This window comes from Protaetiibacter larvae (assembly GCF_008365275.1).
Classification (GTDB): Bacteria; Actinomycetota; Actinomycetes; order Actinomycetales; family Microbacteriaceae; genus Homoserinibacter; species Homoserinibacter larvae.
The window spans coordinates 1,455,868-1,474,684 of the sequence record NZ_CP043504.1; the positions used below are offsets into that span (position 1 = coordinate 1,455,868).

The following is an 18,817-nucleotide window of genomic DNA, read 5'->3' on the forward strand; positions in this document are numbered from 1 at the left end:
GGAAGGTGAGGTCTGGTGACCGGGTCAAACGCATCACTGTCGACGGATGCCGACGAGCGTGCGCGCCTCATCGAGGAGCAGCTCACCGACGAGGAGCGCTTCGGGCTCATCTCGAGCCTCATGGTGAAGGTCTTCACCGCGGATGGCGACATCCGCGACGAGCGCGTGCCGGCGCACGTGCCGCAGATCGCCGGGTGGGTGCAGGGCGTGCCGCGCCTCGGCATCCCGGATTTGCTCATCACGGATGCCGCTCTCGGCATCACCAACCCGGGCGGCGGTCGCGAGGGCGACAACGCGACGGCGCTGCCGGCCGGCATCGCGCTCGGCGCGAGCTTCAACCGCGAACTCGCCCGCCAGGCGGGCGCCGTGCTCGGCCGGGAGGCGAAGGAGCACGGCTTCAACGTGCTGTGCGGCGGCAGCATGAACCTCATCCGGCACCTGCACAACGGCCGCAACTTCGAGTACATCTCGGAGGATCCGCTGCTGAGCGGCGAGATCGCCGGCGAGACGGTGCTCGGAACGCAGTCGGAGGGCGTCATCTCGCTGCTCAAGCACGTGTCGCTCAACGCCTCCGAGACCAACAAGTTCTGGCTCGACGCGATCATCGATCCGGCCGCGCATCGCGAGTCCGACCTGCTGGCGTTCGAGCTCGCGATCGAGATCGCCGAGCCGGGCGCGCTCATGGCGGGCTACAACAAGGTCAACGGCGAGTACTCGGGCGGCAACGCGACGATCCTCAACGACGTCATCAAGGGCGCCTTCGGCTATCGCGGCTGGATCATGTCCGACTGGCGCGCCGTGTACTCGTGGAGGTTCGCCGACTTCGGCCTCGACCAGCACTCCGGTGCCCAGCTCGACGAGAAGGAGTGGTTCGCCGAGCCGCTCGCGCAAGCGCTCGCCGCCGGCGAATTCTCACGCGAGCGGCTCTCGGACATGGTGCGCCGCATCCTGCGCAGCATCATCGCGGTGGGCGCGACGGGCGAGAAGGGCCCGGCGGTCGACCGGGATGCCCACGCGCTGATCGCTCGTGAGGCGGCCCGCCAGGGCATCGTGCTGTTGAAGAACGAGGGCGGGCTGCTTCCGCTCGCCGGCGAGGGAAAGAAGATCGCCGTGATCGGCGGGCACGCGCACCTGGGCGTCCCGGCCGGCTTCGGATCGAGCCTGACGCTGCCCGCGGGCGGTTTCCCCATCAACACCCCGCTCGGCGGTGCAGGGCCGCTGTGGCGACTGCGTCGCGAGGCGCTGCATCCCTCCGCACCGCTCGACCACCTGCGCCGGCTGCTACCGGGTGCCACCTTCGTCTACGACCCCGGGCTCACCACGGCCGCGGCGGTCGCGGCGGCGAAGCGGGCGGACATCGCGATCGTTTTCGGCGTCAACTGGGAGGGCGAGGGTTTCGACAACGCCGACCGCAGCCTGCCGCGCGGCCAGGACGAGGTGATCGCGGCGGTCGCCGCCGCCAACCCCGCCACCATCGTCGTGCTCGAGAGCGGCAACCCCCCGCTCATGCCCTGGCTGGATGCGGTGCCGGTCGTCGTCGAGGCGTGGTACAGCGGCCAGAACGGCGGTGAGGCGATCGCCGAGGTGCTCACCGGTGCAGTCAATCCGGGCGGACGGTTGCCGGTCACCTTCCCGGCATCCGACGAGCAGCTCGTGTTCCCCACGGTGCCCAACTACGGCGACCCCTGGGGCACGCCCGCCACCATCGAGTACCTCGAGGGTTCGGATGTCGGCTACCGCCACCACGCGAAGCACGCCCACGTGCCGGCCTTCGCGTTCGGGCACGGGCTCAGCTACACGAGCTTCGCGTACGGCGACATCGCGATCTCGGCCGAGGGTGGCGAGGTGCGGGCATCCGTGACGATCACCAACACGGGGGATCGTGCGGGAGCCGAGGTGGCGCAACTGTATGCCACGAGCCGCGACGGCGAGACGCGGCAGCGGCTGCTCGACTACGAGCGCGTCGAGCTGGAGCCAGGAGCATCGGCGACCATCGAGTTGGTCGCCGACCCCCGCCTGCTGGCCGACTACGACACGGCCGCCGGAACATGGCACATCGCGGGCGGTGAGTACGGTGTGGCCGTCGGACGTTCGGCGGTCGATTTCGAGAGCGCGAGCACGGTGAGGATTGCGGATGTCCGGTTCGGCCACTGATCGGGCCCCGGTGACGGCGCCCAGCCCCATCGCGCTGCTCGCGCCCCTCGCCCTCGCGCAGTTCATCTGCAGCTTCGCGGGCGCCAACCTCAATGTGATGATCACCGACATCCAGCACGACCTCGACACCACGGTGAAGGGCGTGCAGACCGTCATCACACTGTTCCTGCTCATCATGGCGGTGCTCATGATCCCCGGCAGCAAGCTCACCGATCGCTGGGGACGCAAGCGCAGCCTCGTGGCGGGCCTCGTACTCTACGGGGTCGGTGCGCTGTTGAGCGCGGTGGCCCCCAACCTGCTCGTGCTCATCATCGGCAACTCGGTGTTCGAGGGCGTCGGAACCGCGTTGCTCATCCCACCGGTCTACATCCTTGCCACGCTGTGGTTCCGCACCGTCACGACGCGCGCCTGGGCCTTCGGCATCATCAGCGCCGCGGCCGGCGTGGGGGCCGCGGCCGGTCCGCTGCTCGGCGGTTTGATCGCCTCGGCGCTCAGCTGGCGGTTCGCGTTCGTGTTCCAGGCGATCGTCGTCGGGGTCGTGCTGCTGCTGACCATCCGCCTGAAGGATCCGCTGCCCACCGACCGCAGCAAGCCCTTCGACTACCTCGGTGCCCTGCTGTCGGCGATCGGTCTGTCAGCCCTCGTGTTCGGCCTGCTCAACCTCGGCGACAACAACACGCTCGCCGTCATCCTCGTCGGCGTCGGCGTCCTCGGGATCATCGCGTTCTTCCTCTACGTGCGCGCCTCCGAGCGCGGCGGACGCGAGCCGCTGCTGTCGACCCGGCTGTTCCGCTCGCGCGGTGCGAATCTGGCGCTCATCACCCAGAACGTGCAGTGGCTCGTGCTCAACGGCGCATCCTTCGTGGTGTCCGTGTACCTGCAGACGGTCCGCGGATACAGTCCGATCGCGACCGGCGTCGTGTTCACCGCCGCCACGGTCGGCATGCTCGTGACCTCGGTCACCGCGGAGCGGCTCGCGCGCTGGTTCAGCCAGCGCACCCTCATCATCTTCGGCTTCGCGTCGACGGTCGTGGGAATCGTGTTGGTCGTGGGGCTGGTGGCGAAGTTCGCCGACGTGTGGGCGCTCATCCCGGGACTGTTCCTGCTCGGGTTCGGCATCGGTGCGATGCTGACGCCGTCGGTGAACGTCGTGCAGTCGAGCTTCCCCGACGAGCTGCAGTCCGAGATCTCGGGGCTGTCGCGCTCGGTGTCGAACCTCGGCTCGGCACTCGGCACCGCGCTCGCGGGCACCATCCTGGTGTCCATCGTGCGTCCGGGCGACGAGGCCTACGCGATCTCGATGCTGTTCCTCGGGGTCGTCGCGATCGGCGGTCTCATCGCGGCCATCGCACTCCCGAAGAACGTGGGTCAGCCGACCGCCTGAGGCGCGCGCTGGCGAGCATCCACGACGCAGGGATCCGACCCGCCGACCGCCGACGTCGTTCGGCTCAGACCGAGCCGCCGCCCTTCCGCGAGGTGGCGAAGATCGCGATGACCCCGAGGGAGACCGCACCCACCGCGGCGAGCGTCTTGCCGTACCAGGTGTCGAGGAACTCGCGGTGCGCCGCGTGCTGCCCCGCCTGTTCCCGCACGGTCTCGGCGATGCGGTCGAAGATCTGCAGCCGCGCCTCGGCGCTGAGATCGGGCTTCTCCAGTTCGGCGATCAACGAGGCGCGCCACTGCTCGTACGCCGCATGGACCCGGTCCAGGCTCTTCTGGTTGGAGTCGACGGTGGACTCGAACACCGACTTCATGCCGTCGATGGCGCTCGTCGCGAGCGCCTTGAACTCGGGGATCTGCTCGATCACCTTCAGCTGAACCTGCTCGCTCAGCTCGGTGAAGCCCGAGAACCACTCGAGCACCTTGTCTTTCGAGAGCTCGCGGAAAGAGTTGATCTTCAGCGCCTTCTTGACCGTGTCCTCATCGGCAGCAGCCATCGCGGCCTCCCTTCGACAGGCACGAGCGTACGCGACACGGCACCTTGCGCCTCGCCGCCGCCCGTTCTCGACATCCCCCGGCCGTTCCCAGGCGTGGAGCGTAGAGTGCCCCCAAGGTCGCACGCTGTCGGCACCATCGGGCAGGGCGTGCGATCAACCGGATCGCGTTGACGAGATCCCGCGAGAGGTGCCGACCGGCAGACGTCTCGGGTAGATCGGCGGCCGTCTCGGCGTCGGCTCAGGATCGGACGCCCGCATGACGCGGTACGGGTTCGTCAGCACCTATCCCCCCACTCGTTGCGGGCTCGCGACCTTCACCGAAGCGCTCGCGTCGGCGATCCCGCGACCGCGGGATCCGGACTCCCGCGTGATCCGGGTCGACGACCTCGTGCCGACCGGACCGGCGACCCCTGGCCCGCGCACCGTCGTCGTCGGCGGCCTGCGACCCGGCCGCCCCGACGAGCGCGCCGCCGCCGCCGAAGCGCTCGACGCCTGCGACGTCGTGATCCTGCAGCACGAGTTCGGCATCTACGGCGGCCGTGACGGCGACGAGGTGCTCGACCTGTTGGCGCGGATCGCGGTTCCGACGATCGTGGTGCTGCACACGGTCCGGGAAGTGCCGACCGCGCATCAGCGCTGGCTCATCGAACGGATCGCCGCGCACAGCTCCGCGGTCGTCGTCATGACCCGGATGGCCGAACGGGTGCTGTCTCGTTCGTACGATGTGGACGGGGCGAAGGTCCACGTGATCCCGCACGGGGTCGCCGACATGGTCCGCACGAGTTCGGCGGCGCCCGGCGCTCGCCCGCGGATACTGACCTGGGGGCTGCTCGGGCCCGGCAAGGGCATCGAATGGGGCATCCGCGCTCTCGCCGAACTGACCGAACCCGGCATCCGACCGGTGTACGACGTGAGCGGTCAGACCCACCCGAAGGTGCTCGCGGAGTCCGGCGAGGCGTACCGCGACTCGCTCGGCGCGCTGGCCCGCCAGCTCGGCGTGGAGGCCGATGTCGTGATCGACGGACGCTACCGCGATCGCGACGAGCTCGCGGAACTCGTCGCGGGCGCCGCGATCGTGCTGCTGCCGTACACCTCCCGAGAGCAGAGCACCTCGGGCGTGCTCGCGGAAGCGGTCGCCGCGGGCCGACCGGTGATCTCGACGCGCTTCCCGCACGCCGTCGAACTGCTCTCCGGGGGCGCGGGCGTGCTCGTCGCGCACGAGAACCCTCAGGAGATCGCGGCCGCCGTGCGCACCATCCTGGGCCGCCGCAACATCGCCGAACGGATGACCACCGCAGCCCTCGAGAGCTCCCAGACGACCGGCTGGGATGCCGTCGCCGAGGACTACCAGGCGCTCGGCACCGAACTGCTCCGGGCGGCAGCCGCATGAGCGGCGTCATCGCACCCCCGCACGCGCCCGGCTACCGGCATCTGCTGCGACTCACCACGAGCCGGGGCCTCTTCGAGCACGCCGACCGCGACGTGCCGCGCATCGAACACGGCTACTGCGTCGACGACGTCGCACGGGCGCTCATCGTCGTGGTGCGCGAGACCCGCGACCTTGCCCCGCTCGCCCCGCTCACCGACGCCTACCTGTCGTTCGTGGAGTCCTCCGTGGCCTCCGACGGCGCGGTGCACAACCGGATGGACAGTGCCGGCAGGTGGACCGACGAGCCGTCGATCGGGGACTGGTGGGGGCGCGCCGTCATGGCGCTCGGCTACACGGCCACCCACGCGCGGGAACCGTTCCTCCGCACACGAGCCGCTTTCGCGTTCCTCCGTGCCGCGGTTCGCCGTTCGCCGGATGAGCGGGCGTCGGCGTTCGCGGCGATCGGCGCGGCCGAACTGCTGCGGTCCCACCCGGATGCGGACGGCGCACGCCGTCTGCTCGTCGATTGCCTCGCGGTGATCCCTCGGGCGCCATGGGGGCCATGGAACTGGCCGGAGCCGCGGCTCCGATACGCCAACGCGACACTCTGCGAAGCGCTCATCGCGGGCGGGGACGCCCTGCGCCGCCCCGAGCTCACCCAGCGCGGGCTCGAACTGCTGGCCTTCCTGCTGGAGCTCGAGACCGCCGGATCAGGCGTGCTCTCGGTGACCGGTTCGGCGGGGCGGGCGCCGAGCGAGGCCGGTCCCCTCTGGGATCAGCAGGCCATCGAGCCGGCCGCGCTCGCCGACGCCTGCGCGCGAGCGTACGAGGTCACGGCAGACCCGCGGTGGCGTGACGGCGTGCGGCAGGCCTGGGGCTGGTTCCTCGGCGAGAACGATCAGGGCATCCTCATGTACGACCCGGCGACGGGTGCCGGATTCGACGGCCTGGAGGCGACGGGACGCAACGAGAACCGGGGAGCGGAGTCCACCCTCGCCGTGCTGGGAACCTGGCAGCGGGCCCAGGGCGTGGGGATCGGGGGGGGCCGGATGAGCCTCGAGGTGCGCGACGCCGAGGTCGAGCTGCGGGCGGATCCGGCCCGGGTCGTGGTGGATCTGTTCCTGCCGGGCGAGAGCACCCCGGGCGCGACCTCGCGCACCGAGCAGGTGGTCGCACGCGTGCTGTCGCTGCCGCGCGAGGCGCTCGACGCCGAGGTGGTGCGCCTCGGCCAGAGCTTCGGACGGCGGATCGCACGGCTTCCGGAACGGGCGAGGGCGAACGCCGAGAAGGTTCTTCCGCTTCCGACCAGCCTCGACGCGGCGCAACTGCTCGTGCTGGGCGCGACCTTCATGGCCGAGTACGCGGTCGAGGGCGCGGCGGTGTGCAACCCGAGCGTCGTGGTGGCGCCGGATCAACAGGGCCTCGGTGCCGGGCGGCTCCGGGTGCTGCGGTCGTTGCGATCGATCGGCGACGCATCCTGGGGCCTCGACGAACTGCAGCGCGCTCTCGAACACGACGGGCCGTTGACCGAGGTCGCGCAGTCGGTGCTGCAGAAGCTCTCGCCGCGACCCGACGCCATCGAGGTCGAGGCTGCGATCGCCGCACTCGCGAGCGAGTTCTTCCAGCACTACGACTCCGCCTCGCGGGTGGAGGCGATCCGCCGGGCGGTGCGGTCCGTGTACGACGCGGTCTTCGCCGCCGACACCGCGCTCAGCCGGCGCGTGCTGCTGCCGGTGTCCGCCGACGAGCGCCACGGGATGGAGGACGTGCGTTTCGTGCGCTTCGTCGACGATGACGGCACCGTCGACTACCGCGCCAGCTACACCGCCTACAACGGGCACGCGATCTCCTCCCGCCTGATCACGACCCTCGACTTCGTCCGCTTCTCGATCCGGCGCCTGACCGGCGCGCCCGCGCGGACGAAGGGGATGGCGTTCTTCCCGCGGAGGGTCGACGGCAGGCTCCTCGCCCTCACCCGGAGCGACGGCGAATCGGTGTCGCTCGCGACCTCCGACGACGGCACGCACTGGAACGACGAAGGGCTCGTCCACGTGCCCTCCGAGCCGTGGGAGATCGTGCAGAGCGGCAACTGCGGTTCGCCGATCGAGACCGGACGCGGCTGGCTCACCCTGATCCACGGGGTCGGACCGGTGCGTCGCTACAGCATCGGCGCGCTGCTGCTCGACCTCGACGACCCGTCCCAGGTGATCGGCCGGCTCGTCGCGCCGCTGCTCGAGCCCCCCGGTTCGGGCCACGACGGCTATGTGCCGAATGTCGTCTACACCTGCGGCGCCGTGCTGCAGGAGGGCACACTGTGGATCCCGTACGGCGTCGGCGACGACCACATCCGCGTCGCCTCGGTGCGCGTCGATGAGCTGCTCGACGCGATGGTCCCCGTGCCGCACTGAGCCACCACCGACCGCCCGGCCGCGGTGGACGCGACCGAGGCCGACGTCGTCAGCGCCAGCCGAGCCCCGGCGCGACGTGCGTGAGGATCGCCTCGAGCGCGTGGGCGTTGTAGTCAACCCCCAGCTGACTCGGGATGGTGAGCAGCAGGGTGTCGGCGGCCTGGATCGCCTCGTCCTCCTTCAGCTCCTCGATCAGCTGGTCGGGGGAGCCCGCGTAGGAGCGGCCGAAGATGGCGGAGCCGGTGCCGGGGATCTTGCCGATCTGGTCCTCACTGCCCCGATCGCGGCCGAACAGCTTCCAGTCGGTCTCGTCGACGAGCGCGAAGATCGACCGGGAGACGGAGACGCGCGGCTCGCGCGCGTGCCCCAGCTCCTTCCATTTCGCCCGGTACGCCTCGATCTGCTTGCGCTGCTGCACATGGAACGGCTCGTCCGATTCGTGCATGACGAGCGTCGACGACTGCAGGTTCACGCCCAGCTCGGCCGCCCATTCGGCCGTCTTCCGGTTGCCGGCGCCCCACCAGATGCGGTCGATGAGCCCTGGCGACTGCGGCTCGATGCCGAGCGGCCCCGGGTAGGGGTTGGGGAACATGGGATGCGGGTTCGGTTCCGCGAACCGGCCGCCCTGGATCACCTTGAGGAACACCTCGAAGTTGTCGCGGGCCAGCTGCGCGCCATCCGGATCGTCGTCGGCCGGCTGGTAGCCGAAGTAGCGGAAGCCGTCGATCACTTGCTCGGGTGAGCCGCGCGAGATGCCCAGCTGCAGGCGTCCCCCGCTGATGAGATCCGCGACGGCCGCCTCCTCGGCGGAGTACAGCGGGTTCTCGTACCGGAAGTCGATGACGCCGGTGCCGATCTCGATCCTCGAGGTGCGTGCGGCGATCGCGGCGAGCAGCGGGTACGGGGCGCCGTGCTGGCGGGCGAAGTGATGCACGCGGAAGTAGGCGCCGTCGACGCCGATCTCCTCGGCGGCCTCGGCGAGCTCGATCGCCTGGATGAGCGTGTCGGCGCCGGTCTTCGCCTGCGAGTAGGGGGCGTTCGACCAGTGCCCGAACGAGAGATAGCCGATGGATTTCATCGCATCACACGCTACTCGCGGCCCGCCGTCGGCGCTGCGGGAACCCGCGGCCGAGCAGCTGACGGGCGGGGGCGTCGCCGTCGCGCGGCGTCATCCGTTGTCGCATCCCGACCAACTCCGCAACAGCGGTTCCCCCGGCAGGCGTCGGCGCCTAGCCTCACCGCATGACAATCACTCTCGATGACGACTCGGCGCGCATCGCCGAGTTGCGTCTGGTCGCCGCCCGCTCCGAGTTCCGCGATGCCCGCGAGGTGCACGAACGCGCACGCGAGCAGTTGTTCGAGGCGGATCGCGAATACCGCCGCGTGGTGGACGCGGTCCGCCCGCCGCTGCAGCACCATCCCGAGCGCTTGCATTGAGGCGGAGGCGGAGCTGCCGCGTGGCGGCGTCCGCCCCGGTGATCGAGTAGCCGCGAAGCGGCGTATCGAGATCCCCCCATGCGCCAAGATGGATCATGGCCTGGACGATGCCCGCCGAGACCGCCCCGCACGAGCGCACCTGGATGGCGTTTCCCCGCGCGGGAACCACGCTCGGCGACACCGTGGCCGAGCGTGAGGAGTGCTACGCGGCCTGGTCGGCGGTGGCGCGCGCGGTGGCCGAGTTCGAGCCGGTGACGATGCTCGTCGACCCGAGCGAGACGGCGAACGCGCACGGGCGGCTGGGCGCATCCGTCACCCTCGTGGAGGCGGAGGTGGACGAGTTCTGGATGCGCGACCACGGTCCCACCTTCGTGCGCGACCCCGAGCGTCCCGGCGTGCTCGGCGCGGTCGGCTGGGTGTTCAACGGCTGGGGCGACCGCGGCTGGTCGGAGTGGAGGCTGTCGGCACGGCATGGGCGCCTGATCGCGGCGGAGGCGGGCGCCGAGTTCGTGGAGTCGGCGCTCGTGAACGAGGGCGGCGGCATCCACGTGGACGGTGAGGGCACGGTTCTCGTCACCGAGACCGTGCAACTCGACGAGCGCCGCAACCCCGGCCTCACCCGCGCCGAGGTGGAGGCGGAGCTCGCCCGCACCCTCGGCACGAGGCGCGCCATCTGGCTGCCGCGCGGTCTCACCCGCGACTACGACGATTTCGGCACCAACGGGCATGTCGACATCGTCGCCACCATCCCCTCGCCCGGGCGGTTGCTGCTGCATAGCCAGCGCGATCCGGGGCACCCCGACCACGCCGTGACCGCGGGGCTGCGCGCGCAGCTCGCGGGCGAGACGGATGCCGCCGGTCGCGCGTTCGAGATCGTCGAGCTGCCCGCGCCGGCCGCTCTCCGCGACCACGAGGGTTTCGTCGACTGGAGCTACGTGAACCACCTCGTGGTGAACGGCGGCGTGATCGCCTGCGGTTTCGGCGAGGAGCGGGCGGATGCCGACGCCCGCGCGATCCTCGCCGACGCCTACCCGGGCCGCCGCGTGGAGACCGTGGATGCGCGGCCGATCTTCGCGCGCGGCGGCGGCATCCACTGCATCACCCAGCAGCAGCCGGCGGTGGCCCCCTCCGCTGGTCGAGTAGCCGCCGAGGGTGCTCCCTCCGCTGGTCGAGGAGCCGCCGAGGGTGCTCCTCCCGCTGGTCGAGTAGCCGCCGAAGGCGGCGTATCGAGACCCCCGAGCGCGACATGACTCCTGCCGTTCCTGATCCGAACTCCGACGCAGGAGGCGCTTCGCCTGCACGGTGCAGGCGAAGCCCAGCCTGCGTCGGAGTGTGCGCGGAGAGCTGGCGAGCCGCATGAGCTTCGACGTGGTGGAGGCTCCGATCGCGCGCCTGCGCGCGGCCCTGGACAGCGGCGAGACCACCGCGGTCGAGCTCGTGCAGGCCTACCTCGCTCGTATCGCCGCTTACGACGGCGAGCTCAACGCCGTCGTGGTGCACAACGCTGCAGCGTTGAGCGAGGCCCGGGAGTCGGATGCGCGGCGGGCGGCGGGGGAGAGCCGCGGCCCGCTCGACGGCATCCCGTACACCGCGAAAGACAGCTACCTCGTGCGCGGCCTCACCGCCGCGGCCGGCAGCCCCGCGTTCGCGGAGCTGGTCGCGCAGCGGGACGCCTTCACGATCGAGCGGTTGCGCGCTGCCGGTGCGATCTGCCTGGGCCTCACCAACATGCCCCCGATGGCGAACGGCGGCATGCAGCGCGGTCTGTACGGGCGTGCCGAGAGCCCCTACAACCGCGACTTCCTCGCGGCGCCGTTCCTCTCGGGTTCCTCCAACGGCTCCGGCACCGCGACCGCCGCGAGCTTCGCCGCCTTCGGCCTGGGCGAGGAGACCTGGTCGAGCGGCCGCGGCCCGGCATCCAACTCGGGCCTCGTCGCCTACACGCCGTCGCGCGGGGTGATCTCCACGCGCGGCAACTGGCCGCTCGTTCCCACCATGGATGTCGTGGTGCCGCACACCCGCACGGTGGCCGACCTGCTGGAGGTGCTCGACGTGATCGTCGCCGACGACGCCGAGAGCCGGGGCGACTTCTGGCGCGTGCAACCCTGGGTGAGCATCCCGCGGGCGTCCGAGGTGCGCCCGGTGTCGTATCCGGCGCTGCTGCCCGATGACCGCGCGGATGCCGTGCTGGAGCTGGCCGGGCGGCGCATCGGCGTGCCGCGCATGTTTCTCGGCACCGATCCGGATGCCGGCGCCGGTGAGTCGCTCGGCGGGCCGCTCGGGCAGCGCATCGAGCCGCGGGACTCGGTGCTCGCCCTCTGGGAGCAGGCGCGCCGCGACCTGGAGGAGGCGGGCGCGACCGTCGTCGAGGTCGACTTCCCGGTGGTGTCGAACTACGAGGGCGACCGCGCCGGTGCCCCCACGATCGCCACCCGCGGCTTCGTGAGTCCCGAGTATCTGGCGCGCGAGCTGCTCGATCTTTCCGCCTGGGCGTGGGACGACTTCCTGCGCGCGAACGGCGATCCGGCGTTTCCGAGCCTCGCGGGGGTCGACGGTGCGCGCATCTTCCCGCACCCGGAGGGCGCGCTGCCCGACCGGCCCACCGGATCCGACGACGACATCGCCGCCTACCCCGAGTGGGTGCGGCGGCATCCGGGGGCCGGTTTCGACGACATGCCCGAGCTCGAAGCGGGGCTGCGGGGTCTCGAGCACACCCGCCGCGTCGACCTGGAGCAGTGGATGGACGCGCACCGCCTCGACGTGGTCGTGTTCCCGGCGGTGGCGGATGTCGGACCGGCCGACGCGGATGTGAACCCGGCGTCCGCGGACCTCGCCTGGCGCAATGGCGTGTGGGTGGCGAACGGGAATCTCGCCATCCGGCACCTGGGCATCCCCACCGTGACGGTGCCGATGGGGCTCATGGCCGACATCGGGATGCCGGTAGGGCTCACCTTCGCCGGTCGCGCCTACTCCGACACGGCGCTACTGCGCTTCGCGGCCGCCTTCGAGGCCCTCGCCCCGCGTCGCGTCCCGCCGTCCATGTAGCTGATCGGGGAGCGCCCGCGACGCGGACGCGTCCCGAGATCACCACCGCAGTCAGGTCTGCCACAATCGACACGATGCCCGCCCTGCCCGAGCCCGAGCTGCCGCTCGACCCCGACCTCGAGGTCGACACCACCCCCGCGGGCACCCCGCGCCCCGTGCACCTGCGTCCCGCGTTCCTCGGGATCGTGTTCGTGGGCGGCGTGTTCGGCACGGCCGCGCGTGAGGGGCTCATGCTCGTGGTGCCGACGGTTGCAGGCATCCCGTGGGCGATCTTCCTTGCGAACCTGCTGGGCGCGTTCCTGCTGGGCGTGCTGCTGGAGGCGCTCGCCCGTCGCGGTGGCGACCACGGCGTCCGGCGCACGCTGCGGCTGCTGCTCGGCACCGGGTTCATGGGCGGCTTCACCACCTACAGTGCTCTCGCGACGGATGCCGCGCTGCTGTTCGGCGAGCAGTCGCCCGGCACCGGCATCGCGTACGGACTGGGCACGGTGGTGTTCGGCGTGGCGGCGACCACCTTCGGCATCACGGTGGGCTCCTTCGTGCGGCGCCGCCACGCGGGGGTGGCGCTGTGACGCCGCTCGTGTTCGCGGTGGTCGCGCTCGCCGGCGGGGTGGGCGCGGTGGCGCGGTTCGCGCTCGACGGTTTCATCAGTTCGCGGTTCGCCGGGAGTCTGCCGCTCGGCACGATCGCCATCAACCTGAGCGGATCGCTCGTGCTGGGTCTGCTCGCCGGGTTCGGTGCGGGTGCGCTGCCGCACGAGTGGATGCTCGTGCTGGGCACGGGGTTCGTGGGCGGCTACACGACGTTCTCGACGGCGAGCTTCCAGACCGTGCACCTGCTGCAGGAGCGCAAGTGGATCGCGGCCCTGCTCAACGGTCTCATCCAGTTGGTGGCGGCGACGGCGCTCGCGGCGTTCGGCGTCTGGCTCGGCGCGCTTCTGGTCTGAGCCGCAGCCGAGGTGGTCGGGGAGCGCCGCCGGACCGCCCCCCGCAGCACAATGGACTCATGCCAGCCGTCGATGTCGCCGCCCTCGCCCTGAACGTCGCCGTGCCCGCCGAGCTCCAGTGGACCGACACCCGCCGCGGCGAGGAGTTCGTGCTGCAGTCGATCACCGTGCGCCTGCTGCCCGACGGCTCGCTCGCGGCGAAGGCCTACGGCCGACCGGTGGCCGGCGGTCGCGGCGGCTACGTCTCGTTCGCCGTGCCGGATCGCCCCGAGCTGCGTGCGCTCATCGAGGCGGCGGCCGACCGGGCAGCGGTGCGCTGGGCGGGGCACACCGGGCTCGGGTGAGCTGACGCCACGGGCGGTCAGGGGCGCAGACGTGAGCTGTCAGTTGGCGGATCCGGGTCGTCGCCTGCTCGGGGGCCTCACTCTGGCGCGCGGAAGGCGCCGCAGTGCGCCGCTACTCCGGCGAGAGCACCGTGATCCCGAGCAGGCGTGCGGCGTCGTTCAGCCGCTCGTCGTAGCTGATGATCGCCTCGAGCTGCTCCTCCAGCCGCAGCGCGCTGGCGAGGTGCAGGGCGTCGAGAGTGCGAAGCGCTGCAGGCTCGAGCCGGGCGGCTTCGTCGTAGCCGACGGATGGCATCCCGAGCAGGTGCAGAGTGCCCAGAACCTCGCGCGCGCGCTCCAGCAGGTCGGGCGCCGTCCGGCGGACCGCTCGTTGAAGCTCGGCGCGGGCGAGAAGGCTGGTGGCGAGGTGGTCATGACGCTGTTCCACCCAGGCGATGAGGGCATCCGTCTCGGCTTCGGCAACGACCAGCTTGACGAGCGCCGAGGTGTCGAGGTAGCTGAACACTCAGTACCGTTCCTCGTCGCGCTGCTCGCGGAGGCTCGCGCTGAGGTCGGGCCCCGCTGCGGGCGCCGACAGCGTGCGGATGTCGCGCGCGGGAGCGGATGCTGTGCCGTCGGCGAGCATCCGCTCGATCGGGGTGGCGGGCAGCGGTACGAGCTGCGCGACGGCCCGGCCGCGATCCGTGATCACGAGCGACTCCCCGGCGGCGACTCGTGCGACCACCGCCGATGCGTTCTGCTTGAGCGCTCGGATGCCGATCTGCTCCATGTGCTACAAGGTAGCACTTGCTGGCATCGGGATGTCATGCACCCAGGTTGGCCGCATCCTGCGCTCGGTCGGTTCGCCGTCGGACGAGCCGTGGAGAACCCGGCCCGGCTCAGGCGGTGAAGAACCCCCGCAACCGCTCCCGGAGCCCCGCATCCACGACGTACACGTACGTGCCGCGGATGCCGCGGGTCAGCAGCACCGTGTACACGTTGACGATGTACCGCAGCAGGTCGTCGTCGCTGTAGACCTTGCCGAGCGTCTTGTTGTTCTCCTTGCCCTTCACGTCGCGGTAGTCGTCCCGCGACGCGACGATGCGGCCCGCCGCGGCATCCCACCGGAGGTCGGGTCCGATGATGACGCCCGCGTAGTTGAGGTCGTAGCCCTGCACGGTGTGGATCGAGCCGACCTCGTCGAGCGAGCCGGGGGAGTTGATCCAGTCCTTCGCGGTGCTGTTCCAGCGCAGGCGTCGGCCGTCGAGCTCGATGTCGTGGGTGTCCGGATGCTTCTTCGAGCGCCAGTCCCAGGCGAAGCCGGCCACCAGCCGCGCGAGCCCGTGCTCGGCGTCGCGCTCGCGGATCGCATCCTCCATCGCCCCGAGGTCGTCGAAGAAGCGGAGGTCGTAGTCGCCGAGCTCGATGGGAGCGGCGGCCTCGCCACGCAGCACCGACCGCACGAACTCCACGTAGTCCTCGCCGGCGCGCACCCGCAGCTGCGACCTCAGCGGATACAGCCGGTGCGCGGAGCGCGCCGCATCCGTGATGCGCGCCGTGGCCTCCGCCGACAGGTCCGCCGGCCGCACGCTCTGGTCCGCGTCGAGCAGCAGGATGCGGTGGTCGCTCTGCGCGGTGATCCAGTCGAGCTGGGTGCGGGTGGCGTCGTCGGCGCCGAACAGCTTCACGTTGATGTCGCGGAAGTCCTTGTTGAGCACCCCGGACGCCTGGTTCGCCCGCTGGTTGAGCCGGTGCGTCTCGTCGACGAGCAGCAGGTCGAAGCGCTCGGCGGCTTTGCCCACCTGGAACGGGGTGAGCACCATCGACGGCGACAGCTTCGGCGTCTTGCGGAACACCCGCTGGATGGTCTGCCGCAACGACTGCTGCGGCACGACGAGCCCCATCCGAAAGCCCTGCAGCAGCTCGCGATGCTCGGGCACGAAGTATTCGGCGAAGCGCGAGTCGCGCTCGATGCCGTCGTCGTCGCGGTAGTCGCGGATGTCGGCGAGCAGCTTCATGAGGAAGATCGCCATGATCGTCTTGCCCGTGCCGGGGCGACCCTGGATGACGCTCGTGCTCGCGGTGCCGGTGGCGGCGAGATCCTCGAACAGCCCGTCGAGGATGTCTTCGACGGCGATCGCCTGGTCCGGGCTGAGCGACTTGAAGGGCGAGTACTTGAACAGCTCGCTGTTCTCGATCTCGGGGATGCTGCGCTCGAACAGCCCCTCGGCGCGCAGCTGCTCGAAGACGTCGCGGAACGACTCCCGGTACACCTCGCGGTCGTAGTAGGCGGCGTCCACGATGCCCTCGTTGCCGTTGAGCACGAGATAGCGCCCGTCGCCGGCGAACCAGCGGATGAGGTGCGACTCGAGGTCGAGGCACACCGACTTGTTGAAGGTGTCGTCGAGCACGACGCGCACGGATGCGAGACCCTGCTTGGTGGTCGCGCCGAGGTGCTGCTTCATCCGGCTGGCGGCGTTGACGGTCTCGCCGACGTAGACCCGGCCGCGCGCGCCGCCGGCGCCGTCGATCACGTAGACGACGGGCCAGTTCGCGTGGCGCGGGTCTCGGCGGCCCCACTCTCGCGCCGCTCGCGCGGTGAACGCGAACCGTTCGAGGCTAGAGGGCGTCATACTTCGTGCTCCGGCCTTTCGCCTTCTCGACGGGATACTTGGCGCGGGTCTTCTCGAGCTTGCGCAGCACGAGCTCATCGGGATCCTCACCCAGCTTGTCGGCCAGCAGCAGGCAGTAGGTGAGCACGTCGGCGAGCTCGTCCTTGACCCGCTCCGGATCGGCGTCAGCGCTCCATTGGAAGCACTCGAGCAGCTCGCCCGCCTCGATCGAGATGCTCTTCGCGAGGTTCTCGGGGGAGTGGAACTGCGCCCAGTCGCGCTCGGCGACGAAGGTGCGGAGGGCGTCGCGGGTGTGCTCGGCGGTCACGGGATCACCGTAGCGCGACTGCTTCGAAGGGTTGCGGATCCGCGGCCTGCTGAGACGTTGCGTCAAGGGGTCGCAGGTTCAAATCTCCGCGCTTGCGGTACCTGCCTACGCCGAGAGCAGGCCTCGGGCGCCGCCGCGCCCGCTCCCTCAGCGGGGCAGCAGCGCACCAAGAACGGCGGAGGCCGCCCATCCGAGAAGCGTCAACGCGATTGGCAGGAAGAGCAGGCCCAGGCAACCGCTGAGGATCACGGCGGCGACGCGACTGCTCGCGCCGGGCTGTATTGCCGGTTTGGGCGTTCTCGGCCGCTGCGATCGACGGGCGGTGGGGGTAGCCGCACGCACAGGGTAGTCAGGGTTGAGCGAAGGGCCGAGCGCCTCATTTAGTGCGTCGAATTCGCGCACAAGGTGAGCTCCCGGAGCGCTCGGGCGAAGTGTCTTCTGCCAGGTAGACGATTTCCGCGCCACCTCGGCTATTCGGGTCACCTGTGCGTCGTTCAGCTGGCGTTCGCCGCAGATGACGGTGAGCAGTTGCTCTGCGGGAACCACCTCGATGGGCACGCCGTCGATCTCGTTGGGCGCGGTCTGCCGGAATGTCGAAGCGTCCACGAACGCGATCACCGACAGCACCGGTACCGCGAATCCGGCAGCTGCGGAGAGCTTCGCCTCCACCCGACCGGCTTCGCCAGCTGAGCTGTGGAGGTATCGCTTCCCCACGCCGTTGACGTGCAAGCCGTGCCCGGCCGTCCAGATGGATGCGCCGGGGTGGTACTTGGTGTTGATGGTGAACACGCCACTCGGCCCGATCACGAGGTGGTCGACGTCGGCGCCCTGCGCGCCGAGGGGAACGGAATGCAGCACCGTGTATTCCGGCCCGAGGTAGCTGAGGATTCCGGCGACCGCCCGCTCGCCCAGCACGCCCCAATACCAGCCGCGCGAGTCGTCGTCGATGACGACTTCACCGGATTCCTCATCGAGACGGATTCGTCCCGCGTCCCACTCGGTCAGCAGCTTGACGATCAGAGCGTGGCCCGGTGCATGATCCGCGAGATCTCGGATGACGTAACCCGCTTCGCGCACGTATGCAGCATGGTTGCCCGTTGGATGAGTCGACAGACCCTCATTCGGGTGTGAGCCGGTGGGTTCGCCCCGCTGGGCGCCGTTGATTCATCGCCGCGCCTCGATCGGGGGACTGAAGCCGGGCGACCATGTGCGACAGGATGCGGTGGAGCAACGAGGGGGACACGTGGCACAAGACCCGAACGCGGGCACCGCGGGTGGATCGGCGCAGCGCGAATACGAGCGGCGGCGTGCGAAGGATGAGGCCCGCATCCGCGACACCTGGGGCCAGGGGCGCATCGGGAGCATCGCCGTCGCGCTCACGCCGGAGCGTCAGAGCACGACGGCGTGGCGGGGCGGCGCAAACGGGGAGAAGGAGGTGGGTGCCGCCCTCGACTATCTCGCCGGCGAGAGCATCAAGGTGCTCCACGACCGCCGCATCCCGCGTAGCAAGGCGAACATCGACCACATCGCGATCACACCGCAGGGGGTGTGGGTGGTCGACGCGAAGCGCTACAAGAACCAGCGCCCCGCGCTGCGCGTCGACGGCGGCATCTTCCGTCCGCGCACCGAGCTGCTGGTCGTCGGCGGGCGCGACAAGACGTCGCTCATCGAGAGCATGTATAAGCAGGTCGAACGGGTTCGGGATGTCGTGGGCGAGGTGCCGGTGCGCGGCGTGCTGTGCTTCGTGGATGCGGACTGGCCGTTGTTCGGTGGCGATTTCGTGATCCGCGGCGTCGAGGTGCTGTGGCCTCGCCTGCTGCAGAAGCGAGTGGGGGCCGCGGGGGATACCGTGTGCGACGTCGCGGAGACCGCTGCGACGATCGCGGGCGTGTTCGGGCCGGCGCTGAGGTAGCACCGGGCCGGCTTCGCCGATCCGGACGATGAACTGGCCGCCCGCGGCCGCCGCATCCGCTCGAGCTTCGCGCGGCCCTGCTCGCGGGCGAGTGGGTCACGAGCGCGGCGCGGCTACAACCGCCTGCGCGACAGCTCGAGCTCGGCGCTCCGCGCGGCGATCATCCCGACAAGCTCCTCGAGGGAGACCGCGTGCCCCGTCTCGGGATTGCAGAACGCGATCGGAGGGTATTCGCGAAGCGGGCCGAGCCGAGCATCCCAGTAGGGGCGATCGAAGACTTTCGTGCCCGAGGCCCCCGCCGAGAGCCCGAGCAGGGTCCACCATCCTTCGTGCGAGGCGCCCATGT

Annotated in this window: 19 protein-coding genes; 11 read left to right on the forward strand and 8 right to left on the reverse strand. The window is 70.5% G+C overall.

The window, feature by feature from the left end; translation table 11 throughout:
* The first annotated feature begins 15 nt into the window (after positions 1-15).
* Together FLP23_RS06890 and FLP23_RS06895 are read left to right on the forward strand one after the other, a co-directional pair.
* Positions 16-2,154: a beta-glucosidase gene (locus tag FLP23_RS06890; RefSeq protein WP_210413800.1), complete on the forward strand. Its 2,139-nt coding sequence runs from the start codon at positions 16-18 to the stop codon at positions 2,152-2,154.
* Positions 2,135-3,538, forward strand: coding sequence for an MFS transporter (locus FLP23_RS06895; protein ID WP_149325173.1), 1,404 nt, complete (start codon positions 2,135-2,137; stop codon positions 3,536-3,538). Before FLP23_RS06890 ends, FLP23_RS06895 begins: the two co-directional genes overlap by 20 nt.
* Positions 3,539-3,602: 64 nt before the next feature.
* Here the strand turns inward: FLP23_RS06895 and FLP23_RS06900 are convergent, their stop codons facing one another.
* On the reverse strand, positions 3,603-4,091 hold the full coding sequence (locus FLP23_RS06900) for a hypothetical protein (RefSeq protein WP_149325174.1): 489 nt from the start codon (positions 4,089-4,091) through the stop codon (positions 3,603-3,605).
* Positions 4,092-4,347: 256 nt separating this feature from the next.
* Here FLP23_RS06900 and FLP23_RS06905 point away from each other — a divergent pair, with 256 nt between their 5' ends.
* Both FLP23_RS06905 and FLP23_RS12465 read left to right on the forward strand, forming a co-directional pair.
* A complete protein-coding gene (locus FLP23_RS06905) occupies positions 4,348-5,481 on the forward strand; it encodes a glycosyltransferase (RefSeq protein ID WP_149325175.1) in 1,134 nt (377 codons plus the stop codon).
* Positions 5,478-7,868: a glycoside hydrolase family 130 protein gene (locus FLP23_RS12465; RefSeq protein ID WP_246139925.1), complete on the forward strand. Its 2,391-nt coding sequence runs from the start codon at positions 5,478-5,480 to the stop codon at positions 7,866-7,868. Before FLP23_RS06905 ends, FLP23_RS12465 begins: the two co-directional genes overlap by 4 nt.
* 49 nt (positions 7,869-7,917) lie before the next feature.
* Here the strand turns inward: FLP23_RS12465 and FLP23_RS06920 are convergent, their stop codons facing one another.
* On the reverse strand, positions 7,918-8,946 hold the full coding sequence (locus FLP23_RS06920) for an LLM class flavin-dependent oxidoreductase (protein ID WP_149325176.1): 1,029 nt from the start codon (positions 8,944-8,946) through the stop codon (positions 7,918-7,920).
* A 164-nt stretch (positions 8,947-9,110) separates the two neighbouring features.
* Here FLP23_RS06920 and FLP23_RS06925 point away from each other — a divergent pair, with 164 nt between their 5' ends.
* The 6 genes from FLP23_RS06925 to FLP23_RS06950 all read left to right on the forward strand — a co-directional run bounded on the left by FLP23_RS06925 (position 9,111) and on the right by FLP23_RS06950 (position 13,640).
* Positions 9,111-9,305, forward strand: a complete 195-nt coding sequence (locus tag FLP23_RS06925; protein ID WP_149325177.1) for a hypothetical protein — start codon at positions 9,111-9,113, stop codon at positions 9,303-9,305.
* A 95-nt stretch (positions 9,306-9,400) separates the two neighbouring features.
* Positions 9,401-10,555, forward strand: coding sequence for an agmatine deiminase family protein (locus FLP23_RS06930; RefSeq protein WP_149325178.1), 1,155 nt, complete (start codon positions 9,401-9,403; stop codon positions 10,553-10,555).
* Between the two features lie 106 nt (positions 10,556-10,661).
* Entirely contained in the window at positions 10,662-12,350 is a 1,689-nt protein-coding gene (locus tag FLP23_RS06935) for an amidase (RefSeq protein ID WP_149325179.1), read from the forward strand.
* 74 nt (positions 12,351-12,424) lie between these two features.
* Positions 12,425-12,922, forward strand: a complete 498-nt coding sequence (locus FLP23_RS06940; RefSeq protein ID WP_149325180.1) for a fluoride efflux transporter FluC — start codon at positions 12,425-12,427, stop codon at positions 12,920-12,922.
* Positions 12,919-13,296 (forward strand): fluoride efflux transporter CrcB, encoded by a 378-nt coding sequence (crcB, locus tag FLP23_RS06945; RefSeq protein WP_149325181.1) that lies wholly within the window; start codon positions 12,919-12,921, stop codon positions 13,294-13,296. The genes FLP23_RS06940 and crcB overlap by 4 nt, the downstream gene beginning before the upstream one ends.
* Positions 13,297-13,355: 59 nt before the next feature.
* Positions 13,356-13,640: a hypothetical protein gene (locus FLP23_RS06950; RefSeq protein WP_149325182.1), complete on the forward strand. Its 285-nt coding sequence runs from the start codon at positions 13,356-13,358 to the stop codon at positions 13,638-13,640.
* A gap of 112 nt (positions 13,641-13,752) precedes the next feature.
* Here the strand turns inward: FLP23_RS06950 and FLP23_RS06955 are convergent, their stop codons facing one another.
* The 5 genes from FLP23_RS06955 to FLP23_RS06975 all read right to left on the reverse strand — a co-directional run bounded on the left by FLP23_RS06955 (position 13,753) and on the right by FLP23_RS06975 (position 17,636).
* Positions 13,753-14,145, reverse strand: coding sequence for a type II toxin-antitoxin system VapC family toxin (locus FLP23_RS06955; protein WP_149325183.1), 393 nt, complete (start codon positions 14,143-14,145; stop codon positions 13,753-13,755).
* Positions 14,146-14,409, reverse strand: coding sequence for a type II toxin-antitoxin system Phd/YefM family antitoxin (locus FLP23_RS06960; protein WP_149325184.1), 264 nt, complete (start codon positions 14,407-14,409; stop codon positions 14,146-14,148).
* Positions 14,410-14,518: 109 nt separating this feature from the next.
* Positions 14,519-16,252, reverse strand: a complete 1,734-nt coding sequence (locus FLP23_RS06965; protein WP_149325185.1) for a DNA/RNA helicase domain-containing protein — start codon at positions 16,250-16,252, stop codon at positions 14,519-14,521.
* Positions 16,239-16,559, reverse strand: coding sequence for a nucleotide pyrophosphohydrolase (locus FLP23_RS06970; RefSeq protein ID WP_149325186.1), 321 nt, complete (start codon positions 16,557-16,559; stop codon positions 16,239-16,241). The genes FLP23_RS06965 and FLP23_RS06970 overlap by 14 nt, the downstream gene beginning before the upstream one ends.
* Positions 16,560-16,706: 147 nt before the next feature.
* A complete protein-coding gene (locus tag FLP23_RS06975) occupies positions 16,707-17,636 on the reverse strand; it encodes a nuclease-related domain-containing protein (protein ID WP_168200396.1) in 930 nt (309 codons plus the stop codon).
* A gap of 166 nt (positions 17,637-17,802) precedes the next feature.
* Between FLP23_RS06975 and FLP23_RS06980 the strand changes: the two genes are divergently transcribed.
* Positions 17,803-18,471 (forward strand): nuclease-related domain-containing protein, encoded by a 669-nt coding sequence (locus tag FLP23_RS06980; protein ID WP_246139926.1) that lies wholly within the window; start codon positions 17,803-17,805, stop codon positions 18,469-18,471.
* A 113-nt stretch (positions 18,472-18,584) separates the two neighbouring features.
* Here the strand turns inward: FLP23_RS06980 and FLP23_RS06985 are convergent, their stop codons facing one another.
* Positions 18,585-18,815 (reverse strand): hypothetical protein, encoded by a 231-nt coding sequence (locus FLP23_RS06985; protein ID WP_149325189.1) that lies wholly within the window; start codon positions 18,813-18,815, stop codon positions 18,585-18,587.
* Between the last annotated feature and the right edge of the window lie 2 nt (positions 18,816-18,817).